The following is a 15,301-nucleotide window of genomic DNA, read 5'->3' on the forward strand; positions in this document are numbered from 1 at the left end:
CCAAATTATAAAAATTATGGGAGGATTGAAGGTGTGAAGAGTAGAAAAGAGAAAATTAAAGTCTTTGATATGACCTGTGTATCCTGTGAACTGCGGGTAGAAAAGGCGGTTAAAAGGTTAGATGGTGTAAGAAATGCTCTGGCCAGTTTTAATGATGAATCTGTAATTGTAGAATACAATCCTGATCTATGCAGCCTGGAAAATATTAAAGATGCCATAAGGGTATCCGGATACAGTACTGAAAGCTCAAACAAGTATAAAATAGCAGGTATGTTTGTAATTGCAGCTGCGATTATATTGATTGGCAGTTCATCCAGTGGAATTGATATTAACTCCAGGCTCAATGGCGCTACATATTTTGTCTTGTTCCTGGTTGGAATACTCACATCCATACATTGCGTAGGTATGTGTGGCGGAATAGCACTGTCACAGAGTATAAACAAGGGTGGAAAAAGTAAGTTTGATTCTATTAAGCCTGCTGCTCTATACAATGCAGGCAGAGTGACGTCTTATACCGTACTCGGCGGAATAGTAGGAGGGCTTGGTTCGGTATTTTCACTATCTATATCCATAAAGGCCGGCCTTCAAATATTTGCGGGTATATTCATGATTATAATGGGATCCAATATGAGTGGATATAGCTTATTTAGAAGATTTAACATAAGTCTGCCCTGGTCTGCCTGCTCCATAAAGAAAAAACCAAGAACACCATTTTGGGTTGGAATTTTAAACGGACTCATGCCCTGCGGGCCTCTTCAGGCAATGCAGTTATATGCACTGGGAACAGGGAGTATACTTAAGGGTTCATTGTCCATGTTGATGTTTTCTTTCGGTACTGTTCCTCTGATGCTGGGATTTGGTGCAGTATCCGGCATACTCAGCAGGGGATATACAAAAACTTTATTGAAATTCAGCGGGATATTGGTAATAGTTTTAGGCATAGTGATGGGAAGCAGGGGATTGGCTCTAGCTGGTGTAAACATACCTACGGTGTCTACATTGGCTGCAGGTTTATACGGCAATAAGACATCTGCAGAATCTTCTGCTGGAAAATCAACCTTAAAAGATGGAGTCCAGATAATCAAAATGACAGCAGATGATTCAGGATATACTCCCAATGGACTTTATGTTCAAAAAAATGTACCTGTGAAGTGGATAATTGATGGAAAAGCGTTGAATTCCTGTAATGGACAAATTATTGTACCTTCCTTAAATATTCAAAGGAACTTACAGGCTGGTGAAAATATAATTGAATTTACACCGAAGGGCGGAGATATAAATTTCAGCTGTGAAATGGGCATGATAAGAGGAGTGATTAAAGTGGTTGATGATATTTCCACCGTGGATACTTCCAAGCCTGATTCTTCAATACCTGCCCCATCCAGTGGAATGCCTGGCTGCAGTATGCATGGGGCACAGGGTGAAGATTCCACGACTAAAGCTCCAAGTATTTATAGTACGGATTTGAGTAAGGTTGAAACCGCTCGATTGGTTCGAAAAACTGAAAAATATATTTATGCAATCGAGCATGCACCTTTAGTTAATTCTTTTGCATAGTATACTATTATAATAAAATTTTATTGGAGGTTTTTATGTATCCATATATACGTTCAGATATGGGAATTATGCCAATGTGTTGCTATTGCAGAATTAACAATGGGATGAGAGGTGCTTTAAAAGGAAGAAAATACAGGTCTATGTTTAGAAACGGTGAATATGAAGAGAATAGAATTGACAGTGGCGGAGGCGCAACAACGGTACAACCTATTCAGCAGGCTCCGGATACAAATCAGCAGATGCCAGAAATGATGGAGGGTATGTCAGAATCAGATATGGAGGAAAAAATAAATTCAGATACTCAGGAAATTATAAGTATGTTTGAACGTCACCATCCAGATATAATAAATACACTGATATGCTGTAATATGTCAATTGATGATGCTAGGCAGTATTTGAGCAGGGTAGTTAAAATGGCGCTTATGCACCATATGATGCACCAGGTATGAGAATAAATATCAAGTGAGTGATTCTTAGGATCATATGGAGTTTGCCTAAGAGGAATGCCCCTTCGTACCTGAATTTTAGAAAAACAAATAGAAGAAGGCCTTCGGCAATTATCTTGCTGGAAGGTCTTTTAGAGTTTAGGGTTAATAATTGAATAGTTCTAGTTATTTTTCCAGTATCACCAAGAGATTTGATTTATTTTACAGAGTCTTTTGGGATATTTTATTTTATGAAGTATAATTAAATAAAGGAAGGTGAATCAATAATGAATGAAAATTTATGGAATAGATGTGTGGTTTTCCACGGACACGAGTGTCCAGGGTTAGCTATAGGTTTTAGGGTCTGTGAGGCAGTTGTAAAAGAAATGAACATAGAATTTTCTCACGATGAAGAAATAGTATGCGTTTGTGAAAACGATTCTTGTGCAGTTGATGCAGTACAGGTTATAACGGGATGTACTTTTGGCAAGGGAAATCTCATATACAGAGGAACTGGAAAAATGGCCTTTTCGTTTTTTAATAGACAAAATGGAGACAATGTGAGGATTGTGTCAAAACCTTCAAAAGTCAAGATGAATAAAGAGGAGAGACAAAGATATATTTTGAAAGCTCCAATAGAAGATATTTTTTGTATTAAAAAACCACATTTTAAGATACCTGAAGCTGCAAGAATATTTAAGACTGTAACCTGTGAAAAATGCGGCGAAGGGGTATCTGAAAATAAAATAAGATTGGAAAATGGTAAAAAAGTTTGCCTTGACTGTTTTCATGAATATTCAAGGGGATGGTAAAATTAATTTAAATATAGAAGAAACTACCTTTGAAACAAGTAAATTGTCGGGAAGGTAGTTTTTTGTAGATGACTGTTTAAAGTTGGTGAGCAATTTCAGTTAACCTTTCAGACATAGTGGTTATTTCTTCTATGCTTGCTGTAATCTCCTGTGTAGCAGCAGCCTGCTCCTGGCTGGAAGACAGGGAACCCTTGCTTTTCTCGCTGGATATATTAACTTTTTCTTCAATATTGCCTGTTAATTTCTTTATTTTAGGAACTGTACTCTTAGCTTGATCTGACAATTTCCTGATTTCATTTGCTACCACGCCAAAGCCGCTTCCTGCTTGTCCTGCTCTGGCGGCTTCAATTGCAGCATTTAATCCCAACATTTTTGTGGCATCGGCAATATTAGCTATGAAAGAAGTTACCTCATTTATGTCTTCTGACAGTTTCGTTATTTCATTGATACTGTTGTGAAGTTCCTGTTCATTGGTGTGAATTTGAGACGCAGATGCTGCTAACTCCTCAATTGCAGAAGATATTCCCGTAATATTTTCTGTAAGATTGCTTGACATATCTCTTAAATTTACAGCTGCTTCCTTTGGAGTTATTATGGAGAATGTTCCAACAACTTCACTGGTGTCTTTGTCGAGTAATGGAAAACTTACATTTCTTACAGGAATTCCATAAATTGAAGCATCCAATTCTTTCTCCTGCTGTTTTCCTGTTTTTATGACTTCACTGCTTAAAAAATTATTTTCAAATTTTTCTCCAGCTTTTATAGAGGGTATATTAAATTTTTGCGAAGATTGAACTTTTACAAACTGTTCTAAATCCGTCAAGCATAAAAAGGCACCTTCCGGGAACATCTGAGCCAATACCGGTGCAAAACCGTCAAAAGCTACAGCTACTGGATGTAATCTGGGGAAAGCCATGGAAAATGCACCTACAGCTTTATCAGTTTCATCTACAATCGGAATTGAAATTATTTCTAATCTTGTACCATAAACAGAACGTGGAATTTCTTGGGTTAATATCCTCTTTTCTTGAAGGGCTATACTGGTTGTACTGTTTTTGCTTAATTTTTTACCTACGTGGAATACATCCATATTTAAGGACTTGGAATATTTAACCCATTCCATGGTATCTTCTTTTGTAATTCCATATACAACTCCTCTCGGTACTAAGTCAGCTTGGGCTTCTGATAATCTTTTTAAATCTTCTAATGCATTAACTGAAATCATAATATAATTTTCTCCTCTCTAATTGTGATGTTGTTTTGATGTATTTTTAATATTAAATTTAATATATTATAATGGTTATTTAGTACATAATAAATATTTTGTTATATTATCGCTCATTTAAATTCCTATTATACTATTAATTAAAAATATTTGTAATATTTATTTATAAAAATATTATTAAATTAAATCAATAGTTTCTACTATACTATTTTTCTACATATATATCAATAAAAAATACATTTTTGGAGAATTTATGATATAATAAATTCAACAAAATATTTATTATGTAGCATTATCCATATGGAGGTATTTATGAGAAAACAAGTTAATAGAAAAATAAAATACTTTACACAGCAAGAGATGAAAAAGATTTTTATTGCAATTGAAAATTCTAGAAGTAAACATTCTTGCAGGGATCTGGCAATTTTCAGGGTAGCCTATAGATGCGGACTGCGTGCATCTGAAATAGCGATGATAAAATTGGATGATTATAATATGTCAAAAGGAGAACTTTATTGTAAAAGACTGAAAGGAAGCAGAAACAACACAATACGTTTGGATTCCAATGCAAAATTTGCATTGGATAAATATATAAGAAAGTATAATATAAGAAATAGTTCTGAAAGTATATTTAAAAGTCAGAAGGGAAATCCTATTTCCAGGCATACCCTTGATTATTTGACAAAAAAATACTGCAGTATTGCTCATATAGATGATAGTTCTAAATGTCATTTCCACTCCATTAAACATACTACAGCTGTCCACCTGGCTGAATCAGATATGGATATCAAAGAGCTCCAATGGTGGCTTGGGCATAAATCTGTTTCAAATACAGAAATTTATTTTCAATTTACCACGAAGCAGCAGGAGAAGATGTATTTAAAACTTAAAGAAAAAAGCGAAATGGTTTAGCTGGAAGGCGTGTTCTAGAGTCTTTAATGTATTTGTTGAAATAATGTGATATATTGTATTATAATTATTTACGGGAGGAGATATATGGTGAATTCAGTTACAATAAAAGATGTTGATAATCCCTGCAGTATTATAGCCAGTATACCTCACAGCTCAAGCAGCATAACTTCGGAAATGAAAAAAAACATGAAAAAGAGTGTAATACTTGCCAATAACGACTGGTTTTTAAATGAACTGTATGATTTTCTAGGAGAATTGGATATAAACTCTGTTTCAGCTAATTACAGCAGATATGTAGTAGATGTAAACAGGGATATTAAAAATAAATACATACATGATGAATATACAAAATCTCTTATTTATTACAATACCACATTTAATAGAAAAATTTACAACAGAGAGCTTGATAAAAGTACCATAGAGGATAGGATAGAAAAAATATACAAACCCTATCATCTAAGTCTTTATGAGGAAATAAATAAAATTTTAAGAGTGAAAGGCAGGGTATATCTGTTTGACCTGCACAGTTTTTATGAGCAGTCCAGAGCGGATATAATAATTGGTACCCGTGAAGGAAAAACCTGTTCCGCAGATTTTTTAAACATGGTATATGTTTCTTTCTTAGACAGTGGATTCAATGTAAAAGTTGATGAAAAGGGGCTCAGAGGAGGATATATTACAGCTCACTACGGTTCTATCGATCATGTACAGGCTGTACAGATTGAAATAAGGTATACTGCATATATAGAAAACAGGTATTTTGGTGAAGAAGAGATTCAAAATGTAGATTATAAACTGTTTAATGATGCAAAAATGCGATTGCATGGGGCATTTTTGAAGATAAAAAAAGGCTGTGATGAATTGGCTTAAATTACATAAGGTGATTTTTTAGTGCTTTTATTGACAAAAAAAATTCAGATCTGCTGCTGGCAGGAATAATATTTATAGGGATTCTGGGACTTCTGCTGGATAAATTAATTGTTATTTTTGAAAAATGGGTAGGAAAAACATGGGGCATTGTTCCTGGACGGGAAGGTGAGTAAAAGTGTTTATAGAAGTCAACTCTGTGTCCAAAATATATGGAAATAAAAATGAGAAGGGATTTGAAGCACTTCACAGTGTAAATTTAAGTATAAAAAAGGAGAATTCATATGCCTTTTAGGTCCCAGCGGCTGCGGGAAATCAACTCTTTTGAATTTGACAGCTGGATTTGACAAGCCTTCTTCAGGAAATATATCCATAGATGGGAAAAAGGTAACCGAACCTTCTGCAAATTATATAACCATATATCCAAGGAGGCTGCTTTTATTTTATGGCCCTGGTTTTTACGATATTCTCATAAGATGACAACAGTGGTATTCTAAACCCGTAAGCACTGATTTCATATTTTCTGTTAATTCTCAGTCCGCCGTATATATCTTCAGAGTCAAATTTCAGTTCCAGCAGACTATTGGTATTATTAAATACTCTTGTGTCCCCATTTTCCATTTGTGTATAAATTAAGTAATAAGTACTGCTGTTTTGCTTTTTTACTTGTTTACTGGCGATTGTTACTATATAGGTATTTCTGAAGAAATGGGGGAACAGTATATATACACCAGCTGCAGCAATTATTCCGATTACTATTATTTTAATTTTAAATTTTAAGGATTTATGAGATCTAAAATTATAAAAATGTTTTCTTCTCATGAGAGTTCCTCGATATTAATAAATAGATTATACTTTATTAATATTCTTTTTTGTTCCATATTATGTTAAACTATCTGTGACAATATTTTAGAACAGATAGGTTTTTTGATGTAGAAAGATTTTGAATTAATTGACAGCATTAAATATAGAGTGAAATAGGGGATGGTAATGAATGGAAAGATATGTTATTGTGTGTGCCATAGGAGGTGCAGCGCTAAAATTTCATGAAAAGCTAACCAGCAGCGTCTGTTACAAATTTAATAAAAAACGAACTAAACTGCCTGCACATTTTACAATAAAGGCGCCTTTTGAAACTGATAAAATTGAGGAGGCGGAGAATGTACTTGAAAGGTTTTCCGCAGATAACCGCAAAACACCCATAAAATTGAAAGGTTACGGAAAATTTAGGGAAGATGTAATCTACATGGCCGTGGAAATGTCACCTGAGGCAAAAAAAGTTCATGATGATCTTATATCTCAACTGGAGAAAATACCGTGGATGAAATTTAAAAGCAATGAAGGAAAAAATAAAGTATTTCACTGTACAATAGTTTCTAAAAAAATAAAGGATAATTTTAAAGATATATGGAAGTATGTATGTAAATACCCTTGTGATTTCAATGAATACTTTGACAATATATCTCTTTATCACTGGGAGGTCAATACATGGGTACTGCTCAGAAAATATGAGTTTGTTTAAAAAAATTATTGGAGGTATTTGTATGACTAATTGTGTTGGTGGAAAAGTTAAAACTTTTGACGATGTTGAATTATTTTATAAAAAAAGCCTGGTTGAAAGACCAAAAGCTGTATTGGTAGTTGTTCATGGATTATGCGAACATCTGGGACGTTATAATTATTTTACCGAAAAACTAAATGATTTTGGCTATAATGTGTATAGATTTGATAACAGAGGTCATGGTAAATCCGGCGGTGAGAGGGGTTATGTAGAAAATTTCCAGTATTTTTTTGATGATGCTGATTTATTTGTAAATATGGCCAAAAAGGAAAATGAGGGCATTCCGGTATTTATGTTTGGTCATAGCATGGGAGGATTTATAACTGCCGGTTATGGAATGAAGTATCCGGATAAACTGAATGGGCAAATACTTTCAGGGGCTGCAGTAATAGATCTACCTGCTTTTAAATCTATCAAAAATAGCATTGATTTTGATAAGAATCCCTTCCAGAAAGTACCAAATGTCCTTTCGAATCTAATATGCAGGGATCCGGAAGTTGTAAAGGCTTATGACGAGGATCCTCTTGTGCTGAAGGAGAGCAACGTCAAACTCCTGGGTGAAGCTTTTGTAAAGGGTCCGGTCTGGATTGAAAATAATGTAAAAAAATATAAATATCCTTGTCTTATACTTCATGGAGGCAATGACCAGATAGTGACAAATGAAGCATCAAAATGGTTTTATAAAAATATATCTTCCGAGGATAAAAATCTGAAAATATATCCTGGATGCTATCATGAGATTCTAAATGAAAAAGATGAAAAAGATGTTGTCATAGAGGACATTCACTCCTGGATTGAGAAGAGGATATAGAGAAAAAAGTCCGCCTGTTTTTAAAAAGGCGGGCTTTTTTCATAAAACTGAAAAAGCCAATACATTTTCATAAGATCTCCATAACTTTTTGATACAATCTCTTTGTATCGATATTAAAAATTATTGGAGGTTGTAATCATGAATATGACACACTACATGTCCCTGCTTATGGACAATCAGCCCTGGAATCTGATTATTTTTATGGCTGTGCCGGTAATATGTGCTGAAGCTCTCACTATTACGGAATTTTTTATAATATACAATAGAATTGAATCAGGCTGGATAAGAACTTTAAACAAAATTGTGGGGATTTTTGATGGCTTCTATTTTACAGGAATATTTATCTACTTATTTATAAATGCGGTGATACCGCTTACGGGCGGAGGCGGATGGCATACCTGGGTGGATGTAGTTGCAGTAGGATTTTATTTAAGTGGTGTAATATTTTTACTGCCAATAGCACTTATGGAATTAGGTATAATATTTAAAAATAAAAGAAGTGAAGAGAGACTTAAAATTCACTTTATTTTAGTGGGTGGATTTTTAATAGTTGCCCATGTTGCAATGATTTTTGGCATGGTAAATCCTGAAATTATAGGTACTATGAAGGGAATGCCAAAGATGTAAAAAATATAAGTAGCATTTTATCCGATGACTACCTGCTCTAATACTTCCACTTCTCTAAGTGGGAGTAAAGAGCAGCTACGTCCCTGGATAACGATTTCTAAGCATCAGGTGGAGTCAAAACTCCATCTGATGCTTAGAAATCTGTTTATCCATCTTATGTAAAAAATTTTCTGTGTAAAGATATATGGTATAATGAAAAAAGTAAAATATAATAGAAATATGATGAAAGTTGAACAGCTTACAGTTAAAGATTATTGGTAGGAGTGGTATATGTGAAAATTGTTGTATTAGATGGATATGTATTGAATCCGGGGGATTTGACCTGGGAGCCTTTGAAGAGGTTTGGGGATTTGACTGTTTACGACAGGACCGTATATGATGGCAGCAGGGATGATTTGATAATTGAAAGAATAGGAGATGCAGAAATTGTTTTTACCAATAAAACACCCTTGTCTGAAAATGTATTTAAAAATTGTCCTAAATTAAAATTTTTAGGAATATTGGCTACGGGATATAATGTAGTAGATGTGGATGCTGCTAGAAAACTTGGTATTACGGTTACAAACATTCCTAATTACAGCACTCAATCCGTGGCTCAGATGGCTGTGGCACTGCTGTTGGAACTGACGAATCATGTGTGGATTCACAATGAGGCCATAAAAAACGGAGAGTGGAACAGAATAGGGGAATGGTGTTTCTGGAAAAAACCATTAATTGAACTGGACAATAAAACGGCTGGAATTATAGGATATGGAAGAATAGGTCGTGCAACTTCTAAAATAGTTCAATCCATGGGAATGAAGGTAATAGCTTATAACAGGCATCAAAATAAAAATCTGGAGAATGACAATATGAAATATGGCACATTGGAGGATGTATTTGGGAAGTCGGATGTTATTTTTTTGCACTGTCCTCTCACTGATGACACCAGAGGAATAATCAACAGACAGTCCATAAGCAAAATGAAAGACGGAGTCATAATAATAAATAATGCCCGTGGACCTTTGATTGTGGATGAGGATTTAGCCGATGGGCTGAACAGTGGAAAAATTAGAGGAGCAGCACTGGATGTTATGTCACAGGAACCTGTAAGAAAAGACAGTCCTCTTTTAAAAGAGGAAAATTGCATAATTACTCCTCATATTTCCTGGGCTGCTAGAGAAACAAGGCAGAGACTCATGAATATTGCGGCAGATAATCTAAGACAGTTCTTGGAGGGAACACCTGTGAATGTGGTGAATAATTAGCATTTATTTACGAGTTCAAATTTATATCAAAGAGGAGTGTAGATTGAAAAACCTACACTCCTCTTTGATATTCTTTGAGAATGTATCACTTGGATAATTCAATTGATTTTTGAGTTGTCTTTCTCACTGCTGAAATAACTGCATTTCTGAATCCTTTTTCTTCAAGCGCAGCTACTCCTTCTATGGTAGTTCCGCCAGGGGAACATACCATATCTTTTAGAGCACCAGGGTGTTTTCCAGTATCAAGTACCATTTTTGCAGAACCGAGTACTGCCTGTGCAGCAAATTTATATGCCTGGTTTCTTGGCATTCCATCCAGTACAGCAGCATCTGCCATGGCTTCAATAAACATGTATACAAAAGCAGGTGAAGAACCGCTTACGGAAGTTACTACGTCCATCAACTTCTCATTTACTATTTCTCCTTTTCCAAAGCTCTCAAATATATGAAGTACCTCTTCTGTTTCCTCTTTAGTCACTTTGTCATTGGGGCATATTGCAGCCATCCCTTCTCCCACAAGAGCTGGTGTATTTGGCATAACCCTGACAATCTTTAATTTTCGACCAAACATTTCTTCTGTGCCCTTTATATTTTTACCTGCGGCAATTGTCACTATTGTGACATTTTCTTTAACATGGTCCTTTATTCCCTTGATAACTATGGGATATAGATTTGGCTTTACGGATAATACCAAAATATCCGCATTTTCAGCTACTTCATTGTTATCCGTGGTGGTTTTGATTCCATATTTCTCAGCTGCTTTTTCCAAACTTTTTTCATTTAGATCTCCTACAATTATATTTTTGGGGGCTACAAGTTTTGCTTTAGTTATTCCCCCAATCATTGCCTGACCCATGTTTCCACATCCTATAAAACCTATTATTTTATTCATAATGTTCCTCCCTCGTAAATTAAAATTTTTTGTATATCCTATCTGTAATCTGTTGTGGCAAATCAGCAGCAGGAACATCCATCAAAGGATTGTTCTGTTCTTTGAATTATTTCATTTTGCAGTACCTTATCAAGATTATTGAAATAATCGCTGTAACCTGCAACACGTACAATAAGATCCTTGTACTCGTCAGGATTTTTTTGAGCTGCTAAAAGTGTTTCCCTGCTTATCACATTGAATTGTATGTGATGTCCATCCAGAGTAAAATAAGATCTTACAAGGCTTGCCAGATTGTTTAAGCCTGTGTCGCCTTCAACTGCACTTGGATTGAATTTTTGATTTAACAGAGTTCCGCCGGTTCTCAAGTGATCCATTTTAGAAGCCGATTTTATTACTGCTGTAGGACCGTTTGTGTCTGCACCTTTTTCAGGTGAGATACCTTCTGAAACTGGAGCATATGCCTTTCTTCCATTTGGAGTTGCACCCATAACTGCTCCAAAATAAATATGACATGTAGTTGGAAGCATATCTATTCTATAGAATCCACCCCGTCCATTTTTTCTGCCATTTACTTCATTGTAGAAGGCATCAAATATCTGTTTCATTACGGTATCGGCATAATCATCGTCATTGCCGTATTTAGGAGTCTTATTTTTTACAAGGTTCAATATATCCTCATGACCTTCAAAATTATCCTTTGTTGCATTCATAAGCTCACTCATGGTTATATTACTTTTGTCAAATACCTGATATTTTATGGCTATCAAGCTATCTGAAATTGTTCCTATTCCAACGCCCTGAATATAGCTGGTATTGTATCTGGCTCCTCCTGCATTATAATCCTTACCCTTTGAAATACAGTCGCTGGTTATTATGGAAAGGAACGGTACGGGCATCAGGGAAGCATATAGTTTTTCAATTACCCTGTTTCCCTGGACTTTTACATCTACAAAATATTTAAGCTGTTTTTTAAAAGCATTGAACAACTCATCGTAGGTCTTGAAGGTGGTTACATCTCCAGTTTCTATTCCAAGTTTTTTACCTGTAGTTATATCAGTGCCGTTGTTTAATGTTATCTGAAATATTTTAGGCAGATTCAGATATCCCGTAAGAATATATGCTTCTTTACCGAAGGCACCTGCCTCAACACAACCGCTTGTACCGCCGCATCTGGCATCTTCTATTGATTTTCCTGCCCTTACAAGTTCCTGGGTAACGGCATCTGCATTGAACATAGATGGCTGTCCCCAGCCTTTTCTGGAAATTTCACAAGCTCTTTTTACAAATTTCTGGGGGCTTTTTTTACTTATCTGAACGTTTGAACTTGGTTGAAGAAGTCGCATTTCATCTATTACATCCAGTAAAAGATAACTTACATCATTTACGCCGCTTTTACCATCTACTGTTACTCCTCCTACATTTATATTTGCAAAATCTGTGTAGGTCCCACTTTCCTTTAAGGTTACACCCACTTTTGGAGGTGCCGGCTGATTGTTGAATTTTACCCAGAAGCATTCCAGCAGCTCTTTTGCACTTTCTCTGGTCAAGGTTCCTTCTTCAAGACCTTTTTCGTAAAATGGATTTAAATGCTGATCCAATCTTCCAGGGTTGTATGCATCCCAGGGATTCAGTTCAGATATAACACATAGGTGCACAAACCAGTACATCTGCAAAGCTTCCCAGAATGTCCTGGGGGCATTGGCAGGTACATGCTGACATACCTTTGAAATTTCAAGAAGCTCCTGTTTCCTCAGGGGATCTTTTTCTTCCTCTGCCAGTTTTGCAGCATATTCAGAATAACGCTGACCCAGAATCATTATTGCATCACAAGCTATGCTCATAGCCTCCAGCTGGTTTTTCTTGTCCAATGCTTCGTCATCATTGAAGAAATCGAGATTATTTATGGCTCTATTGATGTCATTTTTAAAATCCAGAAATCCCTTTTTATATATTTTGTCATCTCCCGCAGTATGCCCAGGACCTCTCTGTTCCATAAATTCAGTGAACATTCCTGCAGCATAGCAGTCCTTCCATTCATCGGTCATGCTGTCTAAAATTTTATGTCTCATGGATCTTTTTTCCCAATATGGAATTATGGTATCCTTTTGAATCTTTTTGTCTTCCTCATTTACCTTAAAAGATATTTTTTCACGTATATTCATTATATCAAAATCCTTTAAGGTATGGCAGCACAGTTCAGGATAGGTATAAGTGGCTGCTGGCGCTTCTCCTCTTTCTCCAACTATTAATTCGCCTTTATTGATGCAGAGCTTCTTTTTACTCATTAGTTCTTTTAAGACTAGAGCTCTGAGTACTGGTATGGATACTTTCCCTTCATACTTTTTATAAACGTCACTTTCAATTTGAGCTCTTTCCATAGAGATCCTTGGCACAGCATTCAAACTTTCTTGTCTGAGTTTTTTTACTCTTTCAGTCATCATAATCAATCAACCTCCTATTTTGATTTTTATTCCAGCTTTCTTAAATTTTTGGCTTATTTCCTCCATCCTTTCGTCAGAAGGTTTCTCCATGCCGGATAATTTGTAATTCATTTTTAGTCTTCTGTATTTATCCATTCCTATCTTGTGATAGGGCAGCAGGTTTACCTGTTCTACATTTATGATTGATAGTAGTTTTATTGTTTTTTCTATATGGTCATTATCATCGTTGATTTCCTTTATTATAGGCATTCGAAGATATATATTACATCCCATATTGGAAAGATTTTCAATGTTTTTGAGTATAATATCGTTTTCAGCTCCAATATATTTTTTATGTTTTTCGTTATCCATAATCTTTATGTCATATAGGAATAAGTCGACTTTTGAAGCTATTCTTTCAAAACTTTTCCATGGCGCATAGCCGCTGGTATCTACTGCAGTATGAATTCCCCTGTCTTTGCATCTTTTGAGTATATCATCCAGAAAATCCACCTGCATAAGTGGTTCTCCTCCAGAAAAAGTAACGCCTCCACCGGATTGTTCATAAAAAACTTCATCTTTTACAATTTCCTTTATAAGCTCGTTTGATGTAATATTTCTGCCAACATGTTCTCTGGCTTTATTTGGACAAAAATCTACACATTTTTCACATAGAGTGCATTTGAATTTATCGATTTCGGGAAAATTGTTATTTATTTTAATTGCATTCTGAGGACATTTTTTAATACACTTACCACAAACAGTACATCGTTCTTCAAAAAACATTATTTCATGATTTGTGTTTTGACTTTCAGGGTTGTGGCACCACCAGCATTTTAAAGGACATCCCTTGAAAAAGACCGTAGTACGAATTCCAGGGCCGTCGTGAATGGAATATTTCTGTATATTGAAAATAGTACCTGATGTCAAGTAATTCACCTCCTAATTTGATAATTATTTTTTAAAAAGGTTTGGGGTATGAACTGTCAATATTTTTACGATTCTGTTGGTATTATTTGTCCAGTTATGTTCGCGATTTGAGCTGTAATGAGCGCTGTCTCCGGGAAATAATTCATATCTTTCTTTATCGATCAATAAGGTTAAAATTCCCTCCAGTACGTATACAAATTCTTCGCCAATATGCGGATATGAAGTTATTTCTTCATCGCTGCTGCTTGGAAGTATTTCAAAAATTCTTGGAAGTAAATTTTTCCCCTCTATATCGTTTGTCAATTGAATCTGTATGATTCGATTGTTTTCTACCTCCAGTACCTCTCTTTCATAACTTCTCAGAATAAAATTTTTCTTGTTTTTAGGCTTGCTCAGGAAATAGTATATTGTAACTCCTAAAGCTTTAGCAATATTGTCCAATGTGTCAATAGCCACGCTTGTTAAGCCTCTTTCCAATTGGGATAAATAGCCAATGGATAAGTTGGTTCTTGAACTTAAATCGTTTAAAGTTAAATTATTTTTAGTTCTCAATTCCTTTATTTTTTCGCCAATATCTAAATTCAAATTAAGTCACTCCATTTTTATATTAAAATTGTAGATTGTTTAACAATTTCTAATATCATTATATTATACAAAAAAATTTTTGTACATAGTAATTTTTGAATAGATGAAAAATTTTTTTTATATATATAAAAAAATTTTAAAAAATAAAAATTTACTATATAATTTTTGTATAAATGAAATTTATTTCAGATATATAGAAAAAAGTATTTACAGAAACGTTTTCAGGTGATATACTGTTAACTGCATAAATGGTATGAAATGAATTATTGCTTGCAAGCTACTTTTAAATAAAGTTTTGGTATTTAATATAAATTATTATAAATATTGTGAAATACACATGTATCAAAGGAGGACAAAAATGAAAAACAAAATCGGATTGTGGGACTTAGTTTTTATGAATGTGTCGGCACTTTTTGGAATAAGGTGGATT

General features: G+C 34.8%; 16 protein-coding genes. 10 read left to right on the forward strand and 6 right to left on the reverse strand.

Annotation, left to right across the window (positions count from 1 at the left end; all coding sequences use genetic code 11):
* The first annotated feature begins 33 nt into the window (after positions 1-33).
* From ACFHWD_RS15920 to ACFHWD_RS15930, 3 genes are all read left to right on the forward strand, one after another.
* On the forward strand, positions 34-1,557 hold the full coding sequence (locus ACFHWD_RS15920; RefSeq protein WP_229981399.1) for a sulfite exporter TauE/SafE family protein: 1,524 nt from the start codon (positions 34-36) through the stop codon (positions 1,555-1,557).
* 35 nt (positions 1,558-1,592) lie between these two features.
* Complete coding sequence (locus ACFHWD_RS15925; RefSeq protein ID WP_229981400.1) at positions 1,593-2,006, forward strand: hypothetical protein; 414 nt, start codon at positions 1,593-1,595, stop codon at positions 2,004-2,006.
* A 263-nt stretch (positions 2,007-2,269) separates the two neighbouring features.
* The gene (locus tag ACFHWD_RS15930) at positions 2,270-2,794 is read left to right on the forward strand and encodes an FmdE family protein (protein ID WP_229981401.1); all 525 of its coding nucleotides are present in this window, start codon (positions 2,270-2,272) and stop codon (positions 2,792-2,794) included.
* A 76-nt stretch (positions 2,795-2,870) separates the two neighbouring features.
* Here the strand turns inward: ACFHWD_RS15930 and ACFHWD_RS15935 are convergent, their stop codons facing one another.
* On the reverse strand, positions 2,871-4,019 hold the full coding sequence (locus ACFHWD_RS15935) for a methyl-accepting chemotaxis protein (protein WP_378062664.1): 1,149 nt from the start codon (positions 4,017-4,019) through the stop codon (positions 2,871-2,873).
* Between the two features lie 312 nt (positions 4,020-4,331).
* Between ACFHWD_RS15935 and ACFHWD_RS15940 the strand changes: the two genes are divergently transcribed.
* The 3 genes from ACFHWD_RS15940 (at position 4,332) to ACFHWD_RS15950 (ending at position 6,278) form a co-directional block, all read left to right on the forward strand.
* Positions 4,332-4,931 carry a tyrosine-type recombinase/integrase gene (locus ACFHWD_RS15940; protein ID WP_150358568.1) on the forward strand — a complete coding sequence of 200 codons (600 nt, stop codon included), beginning with the start codon at positions 4,332-4,334 and terminating at the stop codon, positions 4,929-4,931.
* An 84-nt stretch (positions 4,932-5,015) separates the two neighbouring features.
* On the forward strand, positions 5,016-5,801 hold the full coding sequence (locus tag ACFHWD_RS15945; protein WP_150358567.1) for an N-formylglutamate amidohydrolase: 786 nt from the start codon (positions 5,016-5,018) through the stop codon (positions 5,799-5,801).
* Between the two features lie 279 nt (positions 5,802-6,080).
* Positions 6,081-6,278, forward strand: coding sequence for an ATP-binding cassette domain-containing protein (locus ACFHWD_RS15950; protein WP_229981421.1), 198 nt, complete (start codon positions 6,081-6,083; stop codon positions 6,276-6,278).
* Here ACFHWD_RS15950 and ACFHWD_RS15955 read toward each other — a convergent pair.
* Positions 6,237-6,620 carry a DUF1523 family protein gene (locus tag ACFHWD_RS15955; protein WP_179978621.1) on the reverse strand — a complete coding sequence of 128 codons (384 nt, stop codon included), beginning with the start codon at positions 6,618-6,620 and terminating at the stop codon, positions 6,237-6,239. The two genes, ACFHWD_RS15950 and ACFHWD_RS15955, sit on opposite strands and share 42 nt — an antisense overlap.
* Before the next feature lie 172 nt (positions 6,621-6,792).
* Between ACFHWD_RS15955 and ACFHWD_RS15960 the strand changes: the two genes are divergently transcribed.
* The 4 genes from ACFHWD_RS15960 (at position 6,793) to ACFHWD_RS15975 (ending at position 10,044) form a co-directional block, all read left to right on the forward strand.
* The gene (locus tag ACFHWD_RS15960) at positions 6,793-7,320 is read left to right on the forward strand and encodes a 2'-5' RNA ligase family protein (protein WP_229981403.1); all 528 of its coding nucleotides are present in this window, start codon (positions 6,793-6,795) and stop codon (positions 7,318-7,320) included.
* A gap of 22 nt (positions 7,321-7,342) precedes the next feature.
* On the forward strand, positions 7,343-8,170 hold the full coding sequence (locus ACFHWD_RS15965) for an alpha/beta hydrolase (protein WP_229981404.1): 828 nt from the start codon (positions 7,343-7,345) through the stop codon (positions 8,168-8,170).
* A 138-nt stretch (positions 8,171-8,308) separates the two neighbouring features.
* Positions 8,309-8,797, forward strand: coding sequence for a DUF6803 family protein (locus ACFHWD_RS15970; RefSeq protein ID WP_179978624.1), 489 nt, complete (start codon positions 8,309-8,311; stop codon positions 8,795-8,797).
* 272 nt (positions 8,798-9,069) lie between these two features.
* Positions 9,070-10,044: a D-2-hydroxyacid dehydrogenase gene (locus ACFHWD_RS15975; RefSeq protein ID WP_150358562.1), complete on the forward strand. Its 975-nt coding sequence runs from the start codon at positions 9,070-9,072 to the stop codon at positions 10,042-10,044.
* Between the two features lie 85 nt (positions 10,045-10,129).
* Here ACFHWD_RS15975 and proC read toward each other — a convergent pair whose 3' ends face one another.
* From proC to ACFHWD_RS15995, 4 genes are all read right to left on the reverse strand, one after another.
* Positions 10,130-10,936 carry a pyrroline-5-carboxylate reductase gene (gene proC / locus ACFHWD_RS15980; protein ID WP_378062665.1) on the reverse strand — a complete coding sequence of 269 codons (807 nt, stop codon included), beginning with the start codon at positions 10,934-10,936 and terminating at the stop codon, positions 10,130-10,132.
* A 62-nt stretch (positions 10,937-10,998) separates the two neighbouring features.
* Entirely contained in the window at positions 10,999-13,377 is a 2,379-nt protein-coding gene (gene hypD, locus ACFHWD_RS15985) for a trans-4-hydroxy-L-proline dehydratase (RefSeq protein WP_378062666.1), read from the reverse strand.
* 6 nt (positions 13,378-13,383) lie between these two features.
* Complete coding sequence (locus ACFHWD_RS15990) at positions 13,384-14,286, reverse strand: trans-4-hydroxy-L-proline dehydratase activase (RefSeq protein ID WP_378062667.1); 903 nt, start codon at positions 14,284-14,286, stop codon at positions 13,384-13,386.
* Between the two features lie 24 nt (positions 14,287-14,310).
* A complete protein-coding gene (locus tag ACFHWD_RS15995) occupies positions 14,311-14,871 on the reverse strand; it encodes a helix-turn-helix domain-containing protein (protein ID WP_150358558.1) in 561 nt (186 codons plus the stop codon).
* Positions 14,872-15,301: the final 430 nt, after the last annotated feature.

The sequence above is a fragment of the Clostridium sp. MT-14 genome, from assembly GCF_042436595.1.
Lineage (GTDB): Bacteria > Bacillota > Clostridia > Clostridiales > Clostridiaceae > Clostridium_B > Clostridium_B aromativorans.

Coding starts and splice junctions, on each gene's coding strand:
- ACFHWD_RS15925 (WP_229981400.1), top strand. CDS start 1,593: ATGTATCCATATATACGTTCAGATATGGGAATTATGCCAATGTGTTGC.
- ACFHWD_RS15930 (WP_229981401.1), top strand. CDS start 2,270: ATGAATGAAAATTTATGGAATAGATGTGTGGTTTTCCACGGACACGAG.
- ACFHWD_RS15935 (WP_378062664.1), bottom strand. CDS start 4,019: ATGATTTCAGTTAATGCATTAGAAGATTTAAAAAGATTATCAGAAGCC.
- ACFHWD_RS15940 (WP_150358568.1), top strand. CDS start 4,332: ATGAGAAAACAAGTTAATAGAAAAATAAAATACTTTACACAGCAAGAG.
- ACFHWD_RS15945 (WP_150358567.1), top strand. CDS start 5,016: ATGGTGAATTCAGTTACAATAAAAGATGTTGATAATCCCTGCAGTATT.
- ACFHWD_RS15955 (WP_179978621.1), bottom strand. CDS start 6,620: ATGAGAAGAAAACATTTTTATAATTTTAGATCTCATAAATCCTTAAAA.
- ACFHWD_RS15960 (WP_229981403.1), top strand. CDS start 6,793: ATGGAAAGATATGTTATTGTGTGTGCCATAGGAGGTGCAGCGCTAAAA.
- ACFHWD_RS15965 (WP_229981404.1), top strand. CDS start 7,343: ATGACTAATTGTGTTGGTGGAAAAGTTAAAACTTTTGACGATGTTGAA.
- ACFHWD_RS15970 (WP_179978624.1), top strand. CDS start 8,309: ATGAATATGACACACTACATGTCCCTGCTTATGGACAATCAGCCCTGG.
- proC (WP_378062665.1), bottom strand. CDS start 10,936: ATGAATAAAATAATAGGTTTTATAGGATGTGGAAACATGGGTCAGGCA.
- hypD (WP_378062666.1), bottom strand. CDS start 13,377: ATGATGACTGAAAGAGTAAAAAAACTCAGACAAGAAAGTTTGAATGCT.